General features: G+C 68.8%; 13 protein-coding genes. 6 read left to right on the top strand and 7 right to left on the bottom strand.

Annotated elements, in window-relative coordinates:
* Positions 1 to 95 precede the first annotated feature (95 nt).
* From ACP6CK_RS22780 to ACP6CK_RS22765, 4 genes are all read right to left on the bottom strand, one after another.
* The gene (locus ACP6CK_RS22780; protein WP_426955607.1) at positions 96 to 959 is read right to left on the bottom strand and encodes an isocitrate lyase/PEP mutase family protein; all 864 of its coding nucleotides are present in this window, start codon (positions 957 to 959) and stop codon (positions 96 to 98) included.
* A 259-nt stretch (positions 960 to 1,218) separates the two neighbouring features.
* The gene (locus ACP6CK_RS22775; RefSeq protein ID WP_426955606.1) at positions 1,219 to 2,247 is read right to left on the bottom strand and encodes a Bug family tripartite tricarboxylate transporter substrate binding protein; all 1,029 of its coding nucleotides are present in this window, start codon (positions 2,245 to 2,247) and stop codon (positions 1,219 to 1,221) included.
* A 43-nt stretch (positions 2,248 to 2,290) separates the two neighbouring features.
* Positions 2,291 to 2,662 (bottom strand): cupin domain-containing protein, encoded by a 372-nt coding sequence (locus ACP6CK_RS22770; protein ID WP_426955605.1) that lies wholly within the window; start codon positions 2,660 to 2,662, stop codon positions 2,291 to 2,293.
* 636 nt (positions 2,663 to 3,298) lie between these two features.
* On the bottom strand, positions 3,299 to 4,285 hold the full coding sequence (locus ACP6CK_RS22765) for a TAXI family TRAP transporter solute-binding subunit (protein ID WP_426955604.1): 987 nt from the start codon (positions 4,283 to 4,285) through the stop codon (positions 3,299 to 3,301).
* A 3,972-nt stretch (positions 4,286 to 8,257) separates the two neighbouring features.
* Here ACP6CK_RS22765 and ACP6CK_RS22760 point away from each other — a divergent pair.
* The 4 genes from ACP6CK_RS22760 (at position 8,258) to ACP6CK_RS22745 (ending at position 11,692) form a co-directional block, all read left to right on the top strand.
* The gene (locus ACP6CK_RS22760) at positions 8,258 to 9,007 is read left to right on the top strand and encodes a hypothetical protein (protein ID WP_426955603.1); all 750 of its coding nucleotides are present in this window, start codon (positions 8,258 to 8,260) and stop codon (positions 9,005 to 9,007) included.
* A 32-nt stretch (positions 9,008 to 9,039) separates the two neighbouring features.
* Positions 9,040 to 9,339: a hypothetical protein gene (locus ACP6CK_RS22755; protein WP_426955602.1), complete on the top strand. Its 300-nt coding sequence runs from the start codon at positions 9,040 to 9,042 to the stop codon at positions 9,337 to 9,339.
* 143 nt (positions 9,340 to 9,482) lie between these two features.
* On the top strand, positions 9,483 to 10,835 hold the full coding sequence (locus tag ACP6CK_RS22750) for an L-serine ammonia-lyase (protein ID WP_426955601.1): 1,353 nt from the start codon (positions 9,483 to 9,485) through the stop codon (positions 10,833 to 10,835).
* A 98-nt stretch (positions 10,836 to 10,933) separates the two neighbouring features.
* Positions 10,934 to 11,692: a class II aldolase/adducin family protein gene (locus ACP6CK_RS22745; RefSeq protein ID WP_426955600.1), complete on the top strand. Its 759-nt coding sequence runs from the start codon at positions 10,934 to 10,936 to the stop codon at positions 11,690 to 11,692.
* A gap of 35 nt (positions 11,693 to 11,727) precedes the next feature.
* Here ACP6CK_RS22745 and ACP6CK_RS22740 read toward each other — a convergent pair whose 3' ends face one another.
* The gene (locus tag ACP6CK_RS22740; protein ID WP_426955599.1) at positions 11,728 to 12,645 is read right to left on the bottom strand and encodes a LysR substrate-binding domain-containing protein; all 918 of its coding nucleotides are present in this window, start codon (positions 12,643 to 12,645) and stop codon (positions 11,728 to 11,730) included.
* A gap of 95 nt (positions 12,646 to 12,740) precedes the next feature.
* On the opposite strand from ACP6CK_RS22740, the gene ACP6CK_RS22735 reads away from it, so the two are divergent.
* Positions 12,741 to 13,496, top strand: coding sequence for an SDR family oxidoreductase (locus tag ACP6CK_RS22735; RefSeq protein ID WP_426955598.1), 756 nt, complete (start codon positions 12,741 to 12,743; stop codon positions 13,494 to 13,496).
* A 525-nt stretch (positions 13,497 to 14,021) separates the two neighbouring features.
* On the opposite strand, the gene ACP6CK_RS22730 is transcribed toward ACP6CK_RS22735, so the two are convergent.
* Together ACP6CK_RS22730 and ACP6CK_RS22725 are read right to left on the bottom strand one after the other, a co-directional pair.
* Positions 14,022 to 15,020, bottom strand: a complete 999-nt coding sequence (locus ACP6CK_RS22730; protein WP_426955597.1) for an alpha/beta fold hydrolase — start codon at positions 15,018 to 15,020, stop codon at positions 14,022 to 14,024.
* Between the two features lie 45 nt (positions 15,021 to 15,065).
* Positions 15,066 to 16,787 carry a cytochrome c biogenesis protein DipZ gene (locus tag ACP6CK_RS22725; RefSeq protein ID WP_426955596.1) on the bottom strand — a complete coding sequence of 574 codons (1,722 nt, stop codon included), beginning with the start codon at positions 16,785 to 16,787 and terminating at the stop codon, positions 15,066 to 15,068.
* Between the two features lie 121 nt (positions 16,788 to 16,908).
* Here ACP6CK_RS22725 and ACP6CK_RS22720 point away from each other — a divergent pair, with 121 nt between their 5' ends.
* Positions 16,909 to 19,464, top strand: a complete 2,556-nt coding sequence (locus ACP6CK_RS22720) for an ATP-binding protein (protein ID WP_426955595.1) — start codon at positions 16,909 to 16,911, stop codon at positions 19,462 to 19,464.
* Positions 19,465 to 19,476 lie beyond the last annotated feature (12 nt).

Here is a 19,476-nt window from a genome sequence, read left to right as displayed (position 1 = left end):
TCGTGCTGCGGTGGTACGAATCATGGGTCCTAAGACGCCCTGATGACGGGAGGAAGCTCGGCCCCTTCCATTGGTCTGGATGGTGCCCGACAGGCTCATCCATCGCCCAGGAAGTCTCTCGCCCATGCCGCATAATCGGCGTCGCGCGTTACCTGCTTCGAAAGGGCGGCCGGAGCCAATCCCGAGAGCGCCGTGGGCGCTGTTCCCTCACGCAAGGCCTTCATCGTGGCGTGCAAGGCCGCGATCGCTGCCTGGAAGGGCTGGTGGCCCAGGAGTGCGACCCGCACGCCCTGCGCGACGAGCCAAGCGGGGTCGGACAGCTCGCCCGACGCCGAACCGAGGACGAAGGGCAACGTCGTCAGCGCTCGCATCGCCTCGATCTCCGCTCGGGTCTTCGCGCCCACCAGGAAGATCCCGTCCACCCCAAGCCCGGAATAGGCGCGAACCCGGGCAGCCGCCTCCTCCAGCCCGCCGATCGCCAGAGCGCTGGTTCGGGCAAAGATCACAAGGTCAGGGTCCTCCCGCGCGGCTACCGCGGCCCTCATCTTGCCCACTCCCTCTTCCAAGGAGATCAGGCGCGGAGGTCCACCGCCAAAAGGCGCCGGCAGCAAGGTATCCTCGATGGACAGCGCCGAGACGCCGGCCGTCTCAAGTTCCTGCACCGTGCGCATGACGCTCAGCGCGTTTCCGTAGCCGTGGTCGGCGTCCACGATGAGCGGTGGTGCCCCGGCGCGGTTGATCCGCAGGGCCTGTTCGGCAAACTCCGTCAGTGTCAGGACAATCAGGTCCGGCGCGCCGAGCACCGCGAGGGAGGCAACGGAACCGGCCAGCATCGCCGTCTCGAACCCGAGGTCAGCCGCAATGCGGGCCGAGACGGGGTCATGCACCGAAGCTGGGTGCACGCAGCCATCGCTGGCCAGGATCTCGCGGAAGCGCCGTCGCCGGCTCGTCCAGTCCATAAGCGGTTACCTTCCTTGTCTGCGCACCGCGGGCCGGGAGCGCTGCATGTCGGACTATCGATGCCAATCCGCCGGGCGCCCGTTGAAGCGGTCTTGGCCCAGAGGTCCTGATCACGTCGGAGATGGCCCGTCTTCACCCGCTGTCTGTCGATCGGGCAAAGCGGCCCCGGATGCCCGGATCGGCAGAGGATACCTCCGACTGGCGCAATGCGCCTATCCTTGGTCCGACGTGCTCAAGGAGATGCCGGTGCCGGCTCGGCTAGTCGGCCTGAATGCGGTTCTCGCGCACCACGCGACCCCATATCTCGACCTGCCGGTCCAGGAAGGTCTTCAAGGTGGCCGGGTCGGACAAGACCAGTCGGGCCTGCTGTGTCTCTTCCATCTGCCGACGAGCACGGTCGTCGGATAGCGTTTCCCGAAGGGCTGCGTTCATGCGCGCGATGATCGGCTCCGGCGTGCGGGCCGGCGCAAAGACGCCCCACCACGCCTCGGCGGTCAGACCGGGAAATCCGGCTTCCTCCGCGGTCGGAACCTGCGCCAGGGCGGGAAGGCGGGTCGGGCCGAACTGGGCCAGAGCCCGCAAGGTCCCGCCCGCGATGTGGGGCGCCACGAGCGCCGCGCTTCCGATCATCACGTCCACATGTCCGGCCACGGTGTCGTTCACCGCGAGCCCGCCGCCGCGGTAAGCGATGTGCGGCATGGATGCGCCGACACGGGACTGGATGAGCATCATCGTCAGATGGCCAATGGTGCCGTTGCCGGTGGACCCGTAGGAGACCCCGCCCGGACGCGCCTTCGCCGCGCTCACCAGATCGCTCAGGCTGCGATAGGGCTTGTCCGGACGCGTGGCGATCACGTAGGGCGCACCGCCGATCAGCATCACCGGATCAAGGTCTCCGGTGAGGTTGAAGGGAAGATTCGGAACGAGTTCCGGGAGGACAGCGTGGCTGTCAAAGGTCAGGAGCCAGGTCTGGCCATCCGGACGGGCCTTCGCGACGAGCTCCGTCCCGATGGCGCCCGCACCGCCGGACCTGTTCTCGACCACCACCGGGTGCCCAAGCTGCTGGCTCAGTCCGGGCGTGACGAGCCGCGCGACCGCGTCAGTGGAGCCCCCGGGCGCGAAGGGGACGACCAGGCGAAGAGGGCCGGACGGCCAGGTACCCTGCGCGTGCGCCGCCGAGATGCCGGCTGCCGCGCCGGTAAGCACCAACGCAGCGCGTCGGGTCAGATGATGCTTCACTTCTCGTTTCCTCCTGCGGGCGTTGAGGTCGGCTGCGGTGCCTCTCACAGAGTTCGTTCCGCAGGAACGCTCCCCGAATCGGCCGCTCGGCTCAGCCGGTCCCGAAACCCTTACCGGCAACGCGGTACTCGGGCCGTGGCGGGCTGAAGATGTCGAGGACGCGAGCCCCCTCCGGCCCCGCGCGCATCGTGTGAGGCACCCCGCCCGGGGTGCGCCAGAAATCTCCCTTCTTCACCGGAATCTCCTCGCCGCCCTGAACCCGGACCGCCGATCCGTCCAGAAGCACGCCCCATTGCTCCTCGGGGTGCGCGTGCAGCGTGCCCGCGGCATTCGGCGCGATCGTTACGATGGAGAGCATGGCGCCCTCTCCTGGAAAGATCTGTGTGGTGAGGCCCGGTGCAAGCTCGCGCGGAATTCCGCCCACCGGCGTGTCGAGATTATGGAACTCGGCTGCTTGGCTCATGATACGAATCCTCCGGCCGCTATTGTTACATCTGCGTCCCTGGGCGATGGAAGCTGATCCCGCCATCTGTCAGGAGGGGGAGGCGGCAAGGCTTTGGACGGCCGAGTTGGCTGGACGACCCTCCCCGGCTGCTGTTGGAAGAGGACTCGGTCGAGCGCCCTGCCCTTTCGACGGCCACCAGCCGTCTCATGGCGAGCGATTGAAACTCCTCTCCCGGACCGAGAGCAAAGCGCCCAAGCGATCTGCGCGAAAGGTGTCGAAGTGCTGATGAGGAAGGTGCGGTCCGGCACGTGTTGCTGCTCACGGCCTCAAGCAGGTCTGCCTCTCCCCACCGCCGACCTCGTCAATGCTCCGGAATACGCAGAGGCCGCGAGCAGGGCAGCGCAATTTGCCGAGCACCTGCGCGGCTCACTGTCCTCGACGCGCTCGCCTGCCTGCGGTTCCGCTCCCCGGGTGGTGTCCGGCGATTTCACCTACTCGGCAAACTGTTAGCGAGCTCAGCAGGGAAGTTGGCGCACGGAAACGAGCCGGGTAAGATACATTGAGGAATATGCTCGGCCATGTTCAGCCCCGCCTCCGGTAGGGCGCCCGTGAACCAGCATCCCGGTCAACCGCGACGCGAAGGTTGTGGTACGATTACGGCCGCCAGCGAGGGGGCGGGCCCGGTTGGGCCGGGTTGAAACGGACCCAACCCGGCACCTGCGCCTCGAGGTTCACTTCCCGCCATTTCGGATGACGGGGCGGGCGGAGGAAATGCTCGAAACGGGTGGAGAGGGCCTCAACGAAGGTCGCCACTTTCCGGAAACGTTCAGTGCCCGGTGGCCAAGCATACGCTGCCATGACCGCCCCCACTGCCAGCGTATCCACCGGGGCATCTGCCTGCACCAGCGCCGGATACTGGGCATGCCCGAGCTGCGTCGGCAAATATGTGTCCAGCAAGGCTGCCGTCATCGGCAAGGACACGAAATGCATGCCCGACCCTGCTGGCAGTGATGAGAAGAGACGCGCGGGCTTGCCTGCGATGTAGACCAGGGCCGCGATCTCACCCAGACGCAGTCTCTCCAATGCAACGTCCTGGGGGTCATTCAAGACCTTCGGAGCCATGTTCAAGGCCTCGAAGAGCAGGGACGCCGTCATCGCCGTGCCGCTGCCCGGCACATCCACGTTCACGGGTCGGTCTGCCAGATCCTCGATTCTGGTGACATCAGGACCAGCCAGGATGTGCACCTCCTCGTCGTAAAGTTTGGCGACGTATTGAATGGCTTGGCTCACGCCAGGAAAGAGGCGCCGGCGGCGAACGAAGGCCAGCGCGTCGGACTGCACGATGGCAATGTCGATCCCACGAACGAACAGGAGATCGGAGATGTTCTGCACGGAGCCGCGGCCTATGATGGGTAGCACGCGCAATCGGTCGCCGTCATCGAGAACCGCGGCCAGGTCGGCGGCAATACGGATGTAGGTTCCATCGACGCCCCCGGCGATCACGCCGACCGTCCCTGCGTTTGCCCGAGCCGTCATGGATGCGGGGGCGGGTATGCCGGGCTGCGCGGTGGCCGCTCGCGGCAACAAGGCGGTTGCCGCGGAAAGCATCAATCCGCGTCGGATGATGGGCACTGCACACATCGTCTCTCTCCTACCAGGACGTGCCCCATCCGCCTCAATTCAACGAGCCCGCCCGCAAGCGACTGGCGTGCAGTTCCGCGTTCGGGTCGCCGAGCCTGATTCCGAGAGCGTACCAAGTCGCAGCGATCGAGGGCTCGGGGCGTAGACCTCGGACCCGAAGCCCTTCCAGCACGGATGGATCGTAGGTTCGCCCCAGGGCAGTGGCGGCGGGTCCGTGGCCAGCGGCGGCGGCGCGCTCGTAGAGAAGGCGGGCGGCAGAGATGTCGCCCACGGCCAGCATGGCGTCGCCCCGGCGCACCAAGGTCGTTAGCAGCGCCGGAGGTAGAGTGGAGACCGGGCGCGACGCCGTGGGGTGCACCGTAAGGGGAGTGCCAAGCTTCGCCGGATCAGCAGCCTGTGTAAGCTGGGTCGCCACGGTTTGCTCAGTTGGGGCCGTACCCCTCGGCACTACCTGGGCGGGCTCAGCCGTTTCCACATCAGGGTCGCCCCGCTCCGGTGTTCCGTTCGGTGAAGGCGTTTCGGCCAGGGCGCTCGAAGGAGGCGCCGGCTCGACCATGGCTGCTCCAGGAGGAAGGGCCGAGCCAAGCGGGCTCCGTGCCTCCATCGGTGGCGCAGCCATCCGATCGGCCGGTGCATCCGGCGTAAGTTCCAGCACGTTGGCGGCCTGCCCGGGCGGTGCGACGTCCGGTCCGGCAGGATCTGCAGGACCGGGTTGGACCAACGTGGCCACTGCGGCGACCGGGGAATCTATTCCAAGATCGGATCGGCCTGCCGCCGTGGACAGGGGCTCGGATCCGGCAGCCGGTTCTTCCGGAATCACCGGCGTTTGCGGGACCGGTGTGGCCATGGTCTGGCCGGTCGGAGTGTCGCCAATGGTGGACGCCAGCGGGTTCGCGCCAGGCGGGTGGGGAGCCTGCACCGTGGGAGAATCCAGTAAGGGCGACAGGCGCAAATCTGTGTCCGACGGGATCGCCGGACCTTGCGACGTCAGCGGTGCCTCCGTCGGCCCATGCACCACTGGAACACCTCCCGGCGGCAGGATCGGTGCTAGGTGGGCCGTGCCTTGCGTTGATATTGGTTCATCTCGTTCGGGCGGCTGCACCACCCCAGGTTCCGTCACGATGGCGATTAAGCCGGCAGACGCGCGATCCGGCTCCCGCGGCGAAACAATGCCGGGATCAACCCGGGCTGGGCCTGCGGTCATCGCCGTGTCAGGGCCAATCTCCTCCACAGTTTGTTCCGGCACTATGCTAGGCGGACCGGAGTCAGGCATGTCCGCGGCGCCATCCATCGAGGCGGAGCCGACGTTTGAACCGATCGGGACCGCGGCCGGGGTGGGCAGAGCGTCTGTCAATTGGACGCCGCGTATTACGGCGGGCGGTGATGGGCTGAACGAGCCCGCCACGATCATCGGCAGAGGCTCGGGTGGGGCACTGGGGGCCATCGCCGTCGAATCAGAGAACCGGGAAGACGTTACGAGGCCGTCCACCGACGAGGGTGGCGGAGTGTCTGCGGAAGCAACCGTCGTGCGCTCCCGCTCCGCCACCTCGGATCGGGAGCTTGGCAGGTCATCATCCGCCATGTCATCCAATGGCGGCTCGGTCGCCGCGAGCAGCGCGGCTCCCCGTGGACGTCCGCTGTCCGCGAGCGCCACGCCACCCAAGACACTCCCACCCGGGGCGGAAGGCTGCGCCGCCACGAGCTCTCCATCGGACTGCTCCCCAGGAACGCACAGATCCGGCCAAACAGGAGGCGCTTCGCTTTCCGCTACGGTTCGGGGCGTACATGGGACCGAAGGTGACTGCGGGAGGTCCATCCGGGGGGCTTGAGGGATGCCGGAGGAGGGCCTCGCAGCCTCTGTCGTCCTCTGCAAGGCGGCAGCATCCACAGGCGGCACTGTTGGCGTGATCAGCACGGGGTATTCGGCCAGGACGGGCAACTGAGGAACGTTGGTTCCTGCTCCATACGGTCCCGAGTTTCCCGCCAGATAAGGGGGCGTGCTGCCATCAACATGGCCCGATACTTCTGTGGGGCCGAGAGGTGCATCGAGCGTGTTGGTCGAAACAGCCTCACGACGAATCTGATCGAGAGATGTCCTGTCCTGATCCAACGTGGGGACAGCGGAATGCGATAAGCTATTCTCCCTCGCAGATGGCAGCGGACCTCCACCCGAGACACCCCTGCCTCCCATGCGCAGGTCCAGAATCAATCCGGGCGCAGGTTGCGGACCGATTGCAATCAACGCGCACAAGGTGGCGGTCAGCAACATCCAAGGTGAAACACGCCTCGTTGGATCAGCAATGGATATTGACACGGCGGGCGGCACCTGCCGCGACAAGCTGCCGACAGCCGGCATGGATGTCGCGATGGGTTCCGCTCCCGCTACGCCCCCCACTTCCGCCGTCTCGGCCTCTGCCAGCCCAGCTGGCCTCCTTGCGCGGGGATGCTTCTTTGCAGGGCGCTTCGTCAGGAGATCTCGCGCGAGCTCCATCCATTCGTGACTGTATGAATCGATCGGTGCCTCCGCAGCAAAGGCCGCGTCGAGCACGATGGTCAGACGCCACAGATCTGACGCGGTGAGAGATCGGTAAACGACCGGCGGGACAGGTAGGTCCGGCCTTACGGCACGATAGTGCTTCCGGAACTGGGATACGGCTTGGGGCTCGCATCTTGGCGCGAGATCAAGGAGGGCAACACCAAACTCCTGGTGCAGCAGGGCAAACAGAACGGTCGTATCGGCGTTCTGAGATCCTCCGCCCACGACAGGGTCGACCAAGACCTGGCCACCCCATGAACGCAGAAGTTGAATCATCACCTCCGCGGTCAGCGTGGCCGAGAGCGGTGTGTGCTTGTCGAGGAATTCCGGAGCCGCCTTCTGCAAGACCGTCCCTCCTCATCTCCCCCTGTTTTCAGCAACAATAATGCCAGGACAACATGTGCCTTCGGTTCAGTTACTTGCCGAGAGAGGGGCAGGCCAATCCTGGCGAACTGTAAGAGCAACCAACACCAAGTGATACTTCAGCGAGAGCCGCCCCAGATTGTTCTTGCCTGTCCAGACAACGTTTGATCAATGACGAGGTTGGTCATGGGTAAGGGCGGCAGCACGAAGACCGGGCTCCGCGACACTTCGGAGCGCAGCGATGGTCTACCACTCGTCGAGGTCGATAGAATAGGCCGGGCTAAAACATCCTCGGACAAGGCAAGCCTTGCAGTCCGAGTGACCGGGACTAGGCCGTCCTCGACGTTCAGGATCGATACGACTGGCTTCTTCGTGACACGTGGAACCCACGTGAGAAGGCCTTGTGCGAGACCGAGGCTGCACATCTGGAGCACGACGTCGCGGCAACGCGATCAACTTCGTGCCGCTGATATAGCGTATGCTACCTCGGCTGTTCCGGAGTCGACAGGCGGTGTTTGGCACCCTGCCAGCCCTTGGTGGCAGGGTCTCCGATAACTGATTTGGACGCCATGACACCTCGCACAGGGCGGCGCTGAACCAGTTTATGAGAACTTCGACGATCGCACCTTGCGTGCGGGCCGGACTGAAGTGCAGGCGCCCGATCCCTTGCGGAAATCATGTCTGCACTTTCGCCGGCCCATTCGGCTCAATTGCTCGACTGCCATGGAGAATAGGCTCCATCTAGAGACCGCATGAGAAGCGATTGCCACGCCATGGACCTTTGCATCCATCAACACCGCCGAGGCGAGAAGGTCCGAGAAATCATCCCTGTATACGGATGGCGGAATTGACGACCGCGGCAACGCAACAATCTCAGGGAAGACCACAGAAGGCCCAAGTCGATGGACCCAGATCGTCGTCACCTTGGATTGAGCTGCCTCGGCTTGATAGCCGCCGGACTTCTTCAGGCATGCGGAACCCCACTACGGGCCATCACGACCCCGACGACGTCACCTGCCGCGCGAGATCTCCTTCTCGCAAGTGCGGCGGCGCACGGGGCCGCCTCGTTCTCCATGCTCCAGGACATCAGTGTCAGCTATACCGGCCAGTGGGCGGCGGTGATCGGGAGTCTCCAGCCTGCTCTGGTGGATGCTGGGTTCCGCGGTCGATCGGAAGAGCGCCTTCTCCCCCGGGAAGGCCTGGTTGCTCAGAGCCACATCGGGCCGGAGGGGCGGAAGCAAGTCACTCGCCGCACAGCCCCGAACAGTCAAGGTGACGTTCAGGTCTCATTCAATCAGGAAGTCGCGGTCGACATTCAGCGCCGTGCTGCAGCGGCTCTTGTCGCTGACGGCTATGCACTCTTTCTACTCGGCCCCATGTTCATCGCGGGAAGCTGGGCAGCCGAACGCCGGCAAGTGCTGGAGGTGTCTGAGCCAGAGACCATTCGAGTTGACGGGCAGGAGCATGGATGTGACGTGCTCAGGGTCTCCCTTGCTCCCGGCCTTGGCTTCTCGACATCGGATCAGCTGGCTCTTTTTATTGATCGTAGAGAGCGCCTGATGCGACGGGTGCGCTTCTCGCTGAACGGGCTCGAAAGCACGCGGGGAGCCGTTGCTGAAGTGGACGCGTCCGGCCACATTTTGGCGCATGGCGTTCATTGGCCCTCGCGTTTCCACGAACGGCTACTGAGACCACTCCCCTTACCGGTGCACGATTGGACCCTGACGGGTTTGGACGTGAATCGCGGCATCTCTGTCGCTGAGGTGACCGGGCCATCGTTTTCGGGCCGAGCTGCGGCCCCGGCTACCCCGCTGGTGCTATGACCCGGTGCGAGCCGATCAGGCTGGGCGGGACGATGCGAGTTCGCCGCCAGCTGACGATTCGAATTGATCGGGACCACCACGGCTTTGACACCGGGTGCTGCGGGTCGCTGGCCGGCGAGGGGCCCGGCACGAACATCGTCCTTCTCGGGTCGCCTCCCGGCGTTTCCACGGCGGACACCGCTGTGGCGCTCCGGGCCGCTGGCGTGCTGGCATTTCCGCTCGACTGGCCGACGGTCCGCTTCGTCGATGTCCGTATCAATGACAGTGCCGTGGCGCGAGCCGTTGAGCTCGCGACCCGGAACCTGAACGCCGCGCGTGAGACTGCTGCCTGATGTCGCTGGCTCGCGTCAGCATCTTGGGAGAGGCAAGGTGTCACCTCTCGCTTATCCCGTCATTTCCGGCGAGGCTCCAACATGGATGCGAAGGGGAGAGGACCGGGATGCGATGTGATGATGCTCCTGGGATCGCCCCATGGATGGGGCCTCTGGACCTGTTCCGGATTGGCGTCGGGCCGTCGAGCTCCCACACGGTCGGCCCGATGGTCGCGGCCGCGCATTTCGCCTCCCTGCTCCCGCCCGACGTCGAGGCGGTTTCGGCCCACCTCTACGGCTCTCTCGCGCTCACCGGCCGAGGTCACGCGACCGACACGGCCGTCCTCCTCGGCCTGACCGGCGCGCGGCCCGATACGCTTGATCCGGATGACGCCGGAACGATGGCGGCCGAGATCCGGGCACGCCGGCGCCTCATCCTCCCCGCCGGGCAGAAGCTGCCCTTCGATCCCGCCACGGACATCGTCTTCCGCCCGCGCGAGGCGCTGCCGCTGCACACGAATGGCCTGCGCTTCGTCGCCACAGGCAGCGGTGGGGTGACCGAGCGCGCCTACTACTCGGTCGGCGGCGGTTTCGTCGTGGACGAGGCCGGACGCCCGCTCGACAACGCCGGGGCTGGACCAGCACCCGTCCCCCATCCCTTCGCGGACGCGGCGGAGCTCCTCCGCCGGGCCGGGGAAGCCGGCCTCTCCATCGCCGAGCTCGTCCGCCGGAACGAGGCCGCCGCGCATCCCGGGCGCGACCTCCACGCCGGCCTCGCCCGCATCTGGGCCGCGATGCGCGCCTGCGCCGCGCGGGGGCTGGCCGCCACGGGCGAGCTCCCCGGCGGCCTGCGCGTCCGGCGCCGGGCCCCGGCCCTGCTGCGCCGGCTCGAGGCCAGGAGCGCCGCGAACGATCCGGACCCGCTCGGCGCGATGGACTGGGTCAATCTCTGGGCGCTGGCGGTCAACGAGGAGAACGCAGCGGGCGGGCGCGTCGTGACCGCGCCGACGAACGGGGCGGCCGGGATCATCCCGGCGGCGCTGCACTACTATGACCGCTTCGTCCCGGGCGCCTCGCCGGCCGGCGTCGAGACCTTCCTCCTCGCCGCCGCCGCGATCGGCGCGATCATCAAGCGCAACGCCTCGATCTCCGGCGCCGAGATGGGCTGCCAGGGTGAGGTCGGCTCTGCCTGCGCCATGGCGGCCGCGGGCCTGGCGGCCGCCCTCGGCGGCACGAACGCGCAGGTGGAGAACGCCGCCGAGATCGGGCTCGAGCACAATCTCGGCCTCACCTGCGATCCCGTCGGTGGCCTCGTCCAGGTGCCCTGCATCGAGCGGAACGCGATCGGCGCGGTGAAGGCGATCAACGCCGCCCGCCTCGCCCTGCACGGCGACGGCACCCACCGCGTCAGCCTGGACCAAGCGGTCGCCACCATGCGGCAGACCGGTCGCGACATGTCCCACAAGTACAAGGAAACCTCGCTCGGCGGCCTCGCCGTCAACGTCGTCGAGTGCTGACCTGAACCAGACACAGGCTGCGACGGCTCGAACTGGCCCAGTCCGCCCGACGGCCGAAAATCCTGCCCTGACCACAAACGTCCAAGGAGAACGCCTGCATGTCCGCCATCCGCAAAGCCGATCCCGGCACCACGGACGCCGAGTGGGAGGCGCGCTGCGATCTCGCCGCGCTCTACCGCATCGTCCAGCACCTCGGCTGGACCGATCTGCTGGAGACGCACATGTCGGTGCGCGTGCCCGGTGAGCCCGGGACCTTCCTCATCAACAACTACGGCGACCTGTTCGACGAGATCACCGCCTCCAGTCTCGTGAAGATGGACATGTCGGGACAGGTGCTCGGCGGCGGCACGCGCTACAACGCCGCCGGGTTCACGATCCACAGCGGCATCTACAAGGCCTGCCCGGACGTCGCCTGTGTGATGCACTCCCACACGCGCGCGGGCGCCGGCATCTCGGTGCTGAAGCGGGGTCTGCGCCCGATCAGCCAGGATGCCATGGAGGTGCTGGATGACGTGGTCTACCACCCCTACGGCATTCCGGCCTCGGCCGAGGAGTGCGAGGCGCTGGGCGAGAGCGCGAAGAAGGGGGGCTGCCTCGTGCCGCACAACCACGGCCTGCTGGCCGCCGGCCGCACGATCCCCGCCACCCTCAAGCGCCTCTACATGCTGGAGCGCGCCTGCGAGGTGGAGCTGATCGCCCGGACCATGGACGAGCCCCCAGTGCTGATCGAACCGCACATCGTCGAGCGCGCCGCCCGGCGCATGAAGGCCCTGCGGGCCACCCCGGACTACGGCCAGCGGCAATGGGAGGCGCTGCTGCGCCGGATCGACCGCGACGGCGCCGACTACCGCCGCTAGAGCCCGTGCCGTTCCGGTTCGGCCTCGCCTCGGTCTCAGGGGAATCCGGACCAGGCTGGGCGGGACAGACGCGTCGTGAGGAAGCTGCCGAGGGCTTCCACCTTGGCCGGTCGGTTCCGGGTGGTCGGGGTGACGAAGTAAAGCCCCCCGGTGGCGACCTTCCACGCCGAAAGGACGATCTCGAGCCGGCCGCTCGCGAGGTGCTCGGCGGAGATGAACTCCGGCAGCTCCGCGATGCCAAGCCCTGCCAGCAGCGTGGGAAGCAGCGCGTCCACATTCGTCACGCGCAGCGGCCCCGAGGGTGTGACAGAGACCACCTCGCCCGCAGGTCCCGTGAAGCGCCACACATCGCCTCGGGCGTGGTAGGCATAGCCAAGACCGTGATGCGCGCTCAGCTCGCCCGGATGCTGCGGGCGCCCGTAGCGGGCGAGATAGGCAGGAGAAGCCACGATATGGCGGGCCACGGGGCAGAGCCGGCGCGCCACGAGCGAGGAGTCCTCCAGCACCGCGATCCGTAGCGCGGCGTCGAAGCCCTCCCCGATCAGGTCCACGCTGGCGTCGCTCAGATGCAGGTCCACGGCGATCTCGGGGTAGAGCCGGAAGAAGTCCGGCATCAGCGGCGCCACCCAGCGCAGCCCGAAGGACATGGGAACCGCCAGCCGCACCGTGCCGCGCGGCCGGCTGGCCAGTTCGCGGGCCGTGCTCTCCGCCTCCTCCGCTTCCCAGAGCACCCGGGCCGCCCGCTCCGCGACACCGCGGCCAAGATCCGTCAGAGCGAGGCGGCGGGAGGTTCGGTTGAAGACCCGCCCACCCAACCGCTCCTCCAGCCGGGTGACGGCGCGGGACACGGTCGCGACCGAGACGCCCAGCGCCCGGGCGGCCCCGGCATAGGAACGCTCCTCCGCCACCTTGGCGACCATGGCCAGGGCTTCGAAATCCGGCAGTCCCGACATCGACAATCCTGCAAGGATGCTTTGCGACCCTTTCTATTTTGAACCATGAGGCGTGGCGACATTCTCCGCGTATCAACCAGCAAGGAACTGCACACATGGCTCGCAAGCTTGAGGGCAAGGTCGCCGTCGTCACCGGCGGGACCAGCGGCATCGGGCTCGCCACTGCCAGGCGCTTCGCCGCCGAAGGCGCGCGCGTCTATGTCACCGGCCGTCGCCAGGCAGAGCTCGACGCCGCCGTGGCCAAGATTGGCCCCAACGCCACGGGGGTTCAGGCAGATTCGACCAAGCCCGACGACCTCAACCGCCTCTATGAGCGGGTGAAGGCCGAAGCAGGGCGGATCGACGTCCTCTTCGCCAATGCCGGCGGCGGCACGATGCTGCCGCTCGGCGCCATCACCGAGGAGCAGTACGAGGACACATTCGGACGCAACGTGAAGGCCGTGGTCTTCACGGTGCAGAAGGCTCTGCCGCTGCTGGTGGACGGCGCCTCCGTGATCCTGACGGGATCGACCGCCGGGACGATGGGCACGGCCGCGTTCAGCCTCTACAGCGCCTCCAAGGCGGCGGTGCGGAACCTGGCCCGCAGCTGGACCCTGGACCTGAAGGCGCGCGGCATCCGCGTGAACGTCATCAGCCCCGGTCCGGTGCGAACCACTGGGCTGGTGGAACTGGCGGGCCAGGACGCCGCGCAGCAGAAGGGGCTGCTGGACGCCCTCGCCAGCCAGGTGCCGCTCGGGCGCGTGGGAGAGCCGGAGGAGATCGCGAAGGCCGTGCTCTTCCTTGCCTCGGATGACAGCAGCTTCGTCGCCGGGGCCGAACTCTTCGCCGATGGCGGCCTGGCGCAGGTCTGAAGGGTGCCTCATCCCCGAATCCAGGGGGCCGGGATGCTCAGATCGCGTCCCGGCCATCGAACCGAACCATGGACGCCATCATGGCAGCCCGCCTGACCAGCATCCCCACGAAGTGTTAGGAGCGAGCGACGCCGCACGGGGCGCGGTAACCCAGTCGCCCATGAGAAGGTCGGGGCCGAGCGCCACCGCGCCCTGACCAGCGTGCGACGGCTGCTGAACTGTGATGTGGACAGGGTACCCGCCGCCCGCAGATCAGCGTTGGTGAGCACCGGCATGGAGCCTATTGGGTGGCCTGCCGCTTCGACCACCCCTGGGAGGTACAACAACCCGCTTCACGAGACCCAGCGCTGACCCTCTCGCGGGCTCGAAAGTGACGCTGGCTTCATTGGCGGCGAAGACGGACACGACACCGGCGATCTCCGCCGGTGTCGCGCCGCTTCAACCGGATCCTGTCCGAAGGCATGTCGTCCGCCCTGGCGGTGATGCCTGTGTTCGTCGGGCCGGGCTGGATGCTGTTCGCGGTCATCATGCAACGGCGTCGAGCACGGCCTGTGCGAAGGCCTTTGGCGCTTCCTGGGGAAGATTGTGGCCGATGCCGCCGGTGATCAGCCGGTGCTGGTACCGGCCCGTGAACTTCGCGGCATAGGCGGACGGCTCCGGATGCGGTGCGCCGTTCGCATCCCCTTCCAGCGTGATGGTGGGCACGCCGATGGACGGAAAGGCTGCCAGGCGCGTCTCCAGCGCGTCATACCGGCGCTCGCCGGCGGCAAGCCCGAGCCGCCAGCGGTAGTTGTGGATGGAGACCGCGACGTGGTCCGGATTCTCGAATGCCGCGGCGCTCCGCTGGAAGGTGGCCTCGTCGAAGTTCCATCGCGGCGAGGCAAGACGCCAGATGAGCCGCGCGAAGTCGGCGCGATAACGCTCGTAGCCCGCGCGCCCGCGCTCCGTCGCGAAGTAGAACTGGTACCACCAGGACAGCTCGGCCTGTGGCGGCAGCGGCGCCCTGTTCGTCTCCTGGCTGCCGATGAGGTAGCCGCTGACGGAGACGAGGGCGCTGCACCGCTCCGGCCAGAGCGCGGCGAGGATGTTCGCGGTTCGCGCCCCCCAGTCGCATCCGGCGATCACGGCGCGGTCGATCCGCAGCGCGTCCATCAGGGCCAGGATGTCGGCCGCGACCGCCGCCTGCTGGCCGTTGCGCGGCGTGGCGTCGGACAGGAAGCGCGTCGCGCCGTAGCCGCGCAGGTAGGGCACGATCACCCGGTAGCCGCGCGCCGCCAGCAGCGGGGCCACCTCCTCGTAGGTGTGGATGTCGTAGGGCCAGCCATGCAGGAGGATGGCCACCGGCCCGGCCGGCGCACCCAGCTCGACGAAGCCGATCTCCAGCACGTCGGTCGATGCCCGCCTGAGCGGCCCGAAGGTGGAGGGCTGGGCGAAGGCGGCCGGCGGCGCGGTGCCGGCTGCCAGGGCCAGGCCAGCCGCGCCCAGCAGGCTGCGCCGGGACAGACCCGGGTGAGATGGGATCATAAGGATCGTCCTTGTCGGTGATGGAGAGGGGGCGGTCCCGCGGCGTCAGCCGAAGGTGAAGGCGTAGGCCTGCGCGCCGGCATCCAGGAACCGGATCTCGAAGAGCCGCGTTCCGACCTCGCCGCGCTGGCGGACGAGCTGATAGAGGCGGTGCCCGTCCACCGTGCCGATGCCTTGGGCATCGGTATCGGCCCCGTGGTCGTCGTCGGGGGCGCGGCCGTCGATCATGACCTGGAAGCGAACCGGCCGGCCGTCCGGCGCGCCGAGCACGAGGTGTAGGTCACGGGCATGGAAGCGCATGACGATGCCGCCGCCCGCCGCGTCGAGCTCGGCGTGCTCGGCGCCGACGGTCCAGCGCCCGTCCAGGCTCCACTCGTTCAGGCCGGGGTCGGCGGCCTGGTAGAGCTGCGGCGCGTTCCGCCGCACCGCCTGCCGCCCCGCGAAGCCGGTCGCCTGGCGGTAGCCGAGATACATCTCGGCCGAGCGCAAGTGGGCGAAGTCGGGCGCGGCCTGGGTTCCCGGCCGGTGCAGGGCCACGCCGGGCGCCTCTCTGTCCTGACCGACCTCGGCCAGCAGGGCACGGATCGCGGCCTCCAGCCGCGCCTCGCCGCCCTCGCCCGACTGCACGTGGCGCACGCGGCCCTCGGCATCGGCCAGGTAGAAGGCCGGCCAGGACCCGTTGCCGAAGGCGCGCCACACCGCGTAGCCGCTATCGACGGCGACGGGGTAGGTGATGTTCAGGTCGCGCAGCGCGCGGCGAACCTTGCTCACGTCCCGCTCGAAGGCGAATTCCGGCGTGTGGACGCCCAGCACCACCAGCCCGCGATCCGCGTATTGCTGCGCCCAGGCGCGCAGCTGCGGCAGGGTGCGGAGGCAGTTGATGCAGGAGTAGGTCCAGAAGTTGACCAGCACGACCTTGCCGCGCAGCGCCTCCGGCGAAAGTGGTGGCGTGTTCAGCCATGTCACCGCGCCGTCGAGGCCGGGCAGGCGGCCCAGCACGGGCAGGGGCGCGGGTGTCGCAGCACGTTGCAGCATGGCGGAGCGCTCCCCGGGGGGCAGGGTGTTCACCAGCGCCCTCTCCAGCGTCGTGGCACCGGCAAGGGAGGTCGCGGCGAGCAGCCGCGTATCGAGGCCGAGGGCGATGGCGGCGACGGCCAGCACGACGAGCGCACCCAGACCCCGGCGCAGCAGCCCGGCGGCGGGAAGGGCGCGCCGCATGGCCCGCAGCAGCCGCCCGCCCAGGGCCGAGACCAGGGCGAGTGCCGTCGCCGCCCCCGCGGCATAGCCCGCCAAGAGCGCCGCGCTCCCGAGGGTCGGCCCCTCGACGGCAGCCCCGGTCAGGATCAGTCCCAGCACCGGTCCGGCGCAAGGCGCCCAGACCAGCCCCGTCGCGGCGCCGACCAGGAGCGAGGCGAGACGCGGTGAGCGGGCCACCGCGGCGCGCCGCCGCAACCGGTCACCCATCCCTGCCAGGGGCAGCGCCAGGCGGTCTGCCAGGCCCGGCCAGAGCAAGGTCAGCCCGAACAGCCCCAGCAAAGCCAGGGCCACCGTGCGGCCGTGCTGGTTGGCCTCCACGGCCCAGCCGCCGGCCACGGCGCCGAGGCTCGCCACCAGCACGAAGCCGAGCACGAGGCCGGTCAGCAATGGCAGGGTGTCGCGGCGGAAGGGCCGGTCCGCCCGCGCCAGGATGAAGGGCAGGACCGGCAGGATGCAGGGGCTGAGGAGCGTCAGCCCCCCTGCGAGATAGGCGAGCAGGAAGAGGGTCACGGTTGAGCCTCCGGATGGGGTGGGGCCGACCCTGCGGCCGGAGGGGGGCCGAAATCCTCGTGACGCCTCCGTAGAGTTCCGAATTTTTCCTAAGCGGCCGCGCCCGCTAGCCTGCCCGGCGATGAGTCCGGACTTCCCGATCCCCGGCGCCGGACCGGCCGGGGGCTACGCCTTCGGCCGGTACGCCGTGCTGCCCGCGCGCCGCGCCCTTCTGGTGGACGGGCGCGAGGCGGCGATCGGCGGCCGCGCCTTTGACCTGCTGCTCGCCCTGATCGAGCGGCGGGAGGCCGTCGTGACGAAGGACGCGTTGCTGGAACTCGTGTGGCCGGGCCGGGTGGTGGAGGAGGGCAACCTCACCGTGCACGTCGCCGCGCTGCGCAAGCTGCTGGGCGCCGGCGTGATCGCGACGGTCTCCGGCAAGGGCTACCGCTTCGTCGCGCCCCTGGACCCGGATGGGCCGCAGCCCGCCGTGCCCGCCCCGCCTCCGCCGCCCTTGCCCGGCCAGAGCCCGGCCGATCTGCCGCGCCCCCTCACCCGGATGATCGGGCGGGAGGCGGATGTGGAGGCGGTGGCGGCGCGCCTCGTCTCCGGCCGGCTGGTCACGATCCTGGGCGGCGGCGGGGTCGGCAAGACGCGGCTGGCGCTGGAGGTCGCGGACCGGGTGGCGGCGGACTTCCCGGACGGGGTCTGGTTCGCCGACCTCGGCGGGCAGACCGATCCGGCCGCCCTGCCCCGGACCATCGCGCGTGCCCTGGGCATCGACGTGCGGAACTTCGCCTACCGCGCCTCCAGCCTTCTCTGGCTGACGCCGCGGCGCGGCCTGCTGCTGCTCGACAACTGCGAGCACATGCTCGACCCCGTGGCCGAAATGGCCGAGGCGATCCTGCGCGCCGCCCCCCGTATCACCATCCTGGCCACGAGCCGGGAGCCGCTCCGGGCCGAGGGCGAGCACCGCCACCGGCTTGCGCCGCTCGCCGTTCCCGAGCCGGATGACGGGATCGCCGGGGCCGGGCCCGAGGCCTATCCGGCCGGCGCCCTGTTTCTCGAGCGCGCCCGTGCGGTGATCGGCCCCTTCGTGCCGAGCGCGGAGGAGGCGCAGGACATCCTCGCCATCTGCCGGCAACTGGACGGGCTTCCCCTGGCCCTCGAATTGGCCGCTCCACTGCTGCAATCGCTGCGCCCCGGGCAGCTGCGGGAGATGCTGGAACAGCGCCTCGCGCCCCTGGCCGAAGGCCGCCGCACCGCTCCCACCCGGCAGAAGACCCTCCGGGCGACAATCGCCTGGAGCCTGGATCTGCTGGAGCCGGTGGAGCGGGCGCTGCTGGGGCGCCTTGCCGCCGCCCGGGGGAGCTGGAGCATGGAGGCGTCCCGGGCCCTCGCGGCGGACGGCACGGAGACGGATGCCCTTCCGGCGCTGATCGCCGGGCTTGTCGACAAGTCCCTCGTCCAGGCGGACCTGTCGCGCGACCCGCCGCGCTACCGGCTGCTCGAAGCGACACGCTTCATCATCGGGGAGAGCGTGCCGGCCGCCGAGACGTGGCAGACCAGGGCCCGCCTCGCGCAATGGCTGACGGGCCTGTGCCGCGCTGCCGAGGCGAATTGGGAGGTGACCGGGGATGCCGCTTGGCATGCCCGCTACCGTCCGGAATGGGAGCTACTCCGCACGAACCTCGCCTGGGCGCTGGACGAGGGCGGCGATGCGGCACTGGGCGCGACCCTCGCCAGCGTCACCGGGCCCTTCTGGGGCGAGTTCGCCTCCACCGGCGAGTTGACCCAGGTATTCGATCGCGCGCTGGCCCTCCGACCGGCTGATCTGCCCTCCGGGACGGAGGGTCGCCTCTGGCTTGGCCGGAGCGGCTGGCTGGCCCTGGGCGAGCCGGGCGCGCCCGCCGCCTCCGCCAGGGCGGTCGCCCTGTTGCGGGACGATCCCGACCCGTCCGCGCTCGGGCGCGCCCTGTCTCACCAGGCCCTGCACGCGATGATGGCGGGCGATGCATCGGGCGCAGCGGCCCGGTTGGCGGAGGCGGCGGAGTGGCTGGGCAGGGCTGCCGAGACAAAGGCGATGATCGGCCTGCAGCGCCTGCGGGCGCTGCTCCTCCTTCGTCGGGGCGCTGTGGACGAGGCCGGCGTCGTCCTGTCGGCCGCGCTCGCGCTGGCCGACCGGCTCGCCGCGCAGCGCGACCGCGCGCTGGTGCTGGGGGATCTGGCGGAGCTGGCGTTCTCCAGCGGCCGCGTCGGAGAGGCGCTCACCATCGTCGAGCGGGCGCTGGAAGAGCTGGGGCCCGGCCGGATACGATCGGCCTGGGTGCAGCACCTGCACGGCGCGATGGCCACCTACAGCCTCATGCAGGACGATCTGCCGCGGGCCCGGCGCATCGCCACGGACCGGCTTTACGCCACCCGGATCATGGGCATGCCGGCCGAGGTGACGGCCAATCTCGAGCGCTTCGGCCTGCTGGCGGCGCGAGAGGGGAAGCCGGACATCGCCGCGCGGCTCATGGGCTTCGGCGAGGTGAGACAGCAGCAAGGCGGCACCCTGCGGGGCCTCAGCGCCCAGGCGGTGCACGACAAGCTTCGGCAGGAGGTCAGCGCCGCCCTGCCTCCCGACGCGCTGAGGACGCTGATCACGGAAGGCGCCGGGTACAGCGAGGAGCAGGCCATCGCGGCGGCGTCGTGAGGCGAGACGGAT

Source organism: Muricoccus radiodurans, assembly GCF_050154705.1.
Classification (GTDB): Bacteria; Pseudomonadota; Alphaproteobacteria; order Acetobacterales; family Acetobacteraceae; genus Roseomonas; species Roseomonas radiodurans.
Note: the sequence above shows the minus strand (reverse complement) of the source record. Positions and strands in the feature narration are given on the sequence as shown.

Excerpts from the sequence above, each read along its gene's own strand:
- ACP6CK_RS22735 (WP_426955598.1), top strand. The coding sequence starts at position 12,741 with ATGGCTCGCAAGCTTGAGGGCAAGGTCGCCGTCGTCACCGGCGGGACC.
- ACP6CK_RS22755 (WP_426955602.1), top strand. The coding sequence starts at position 9,040 with ATGCGAGTTCGCCGCCAGCTGACGATTCGAATTGATCGGGACCACCAC.
- ACP6CK_RS22730 (WP_426955597.1), bottom strand. The coding sequence starts at position 15,020 with ATGATCCCATCTCACCCGGGTCTGTCCCGGCGCAGCCTGCTGGGCGCG.
- ACP6CK_RS22720 (WP_426955595.1), top strand. The coding sequence starts at position 16,909 with ATGAGTCCGGACTTCCCGATCCCCGGCGCCGGACCGGCCGGGGGCTAC.
- ACP6CK_RS22760 (WP_426955603.1), top strand. The coding sequence starts at position 8,258 with ATGCTCCAGGACATCAGTGTCAGCTATACCGGCCAGTGGGCGGCGGTG.
- ACP6CK_RS22770 (WP_426955605.1), bottom strand. The coding sequence starts at position 2,662 with ATGAGCCAAGCAGCCGAGTTCCATAATCTCGACACGCCGGTGGGCGGA.
- ACP6CK_RS22780 (WP_426955607.1), bottom strand. The coding sequence starts at position 959 with ATGGACTGGACGAGCCGGCGACGGCGCTTCCGCGAGATCCTGGCCAGC.
- ACP6CK_RS22750 (WP_426955601.1), top strand. The coding sequence starts at position 9,483 with ATGGGGCCTCTGGACCTGTTCCGGATTGGCGTCGGGCCGTCGAGCTCC.
- ACP6CK_RS22740 (WP_426955599.1), bottom strand. The coding sequence starts at position 12,645 with ATGTCGGGACTGCCGGATTTCGAAGCCCTGGCCATGGTCGCCAAGGTG.
- ACP6CK_RS22745 (WP_426955600.1), top strand. The coding sequence starts at position 10,934 with ATGTCCGCCATCCGCAAAGCCGATCCCGGCACCACGGACGCCGAGTGG.
- ACP6CK_RS22765 (WP_426955604.1), bottom strand. The coding sequence starts at position 4,285 with ATGTGTGCAGTGCCCATCATCCGACGCGGATTGATGCTTTCCGCGGCA.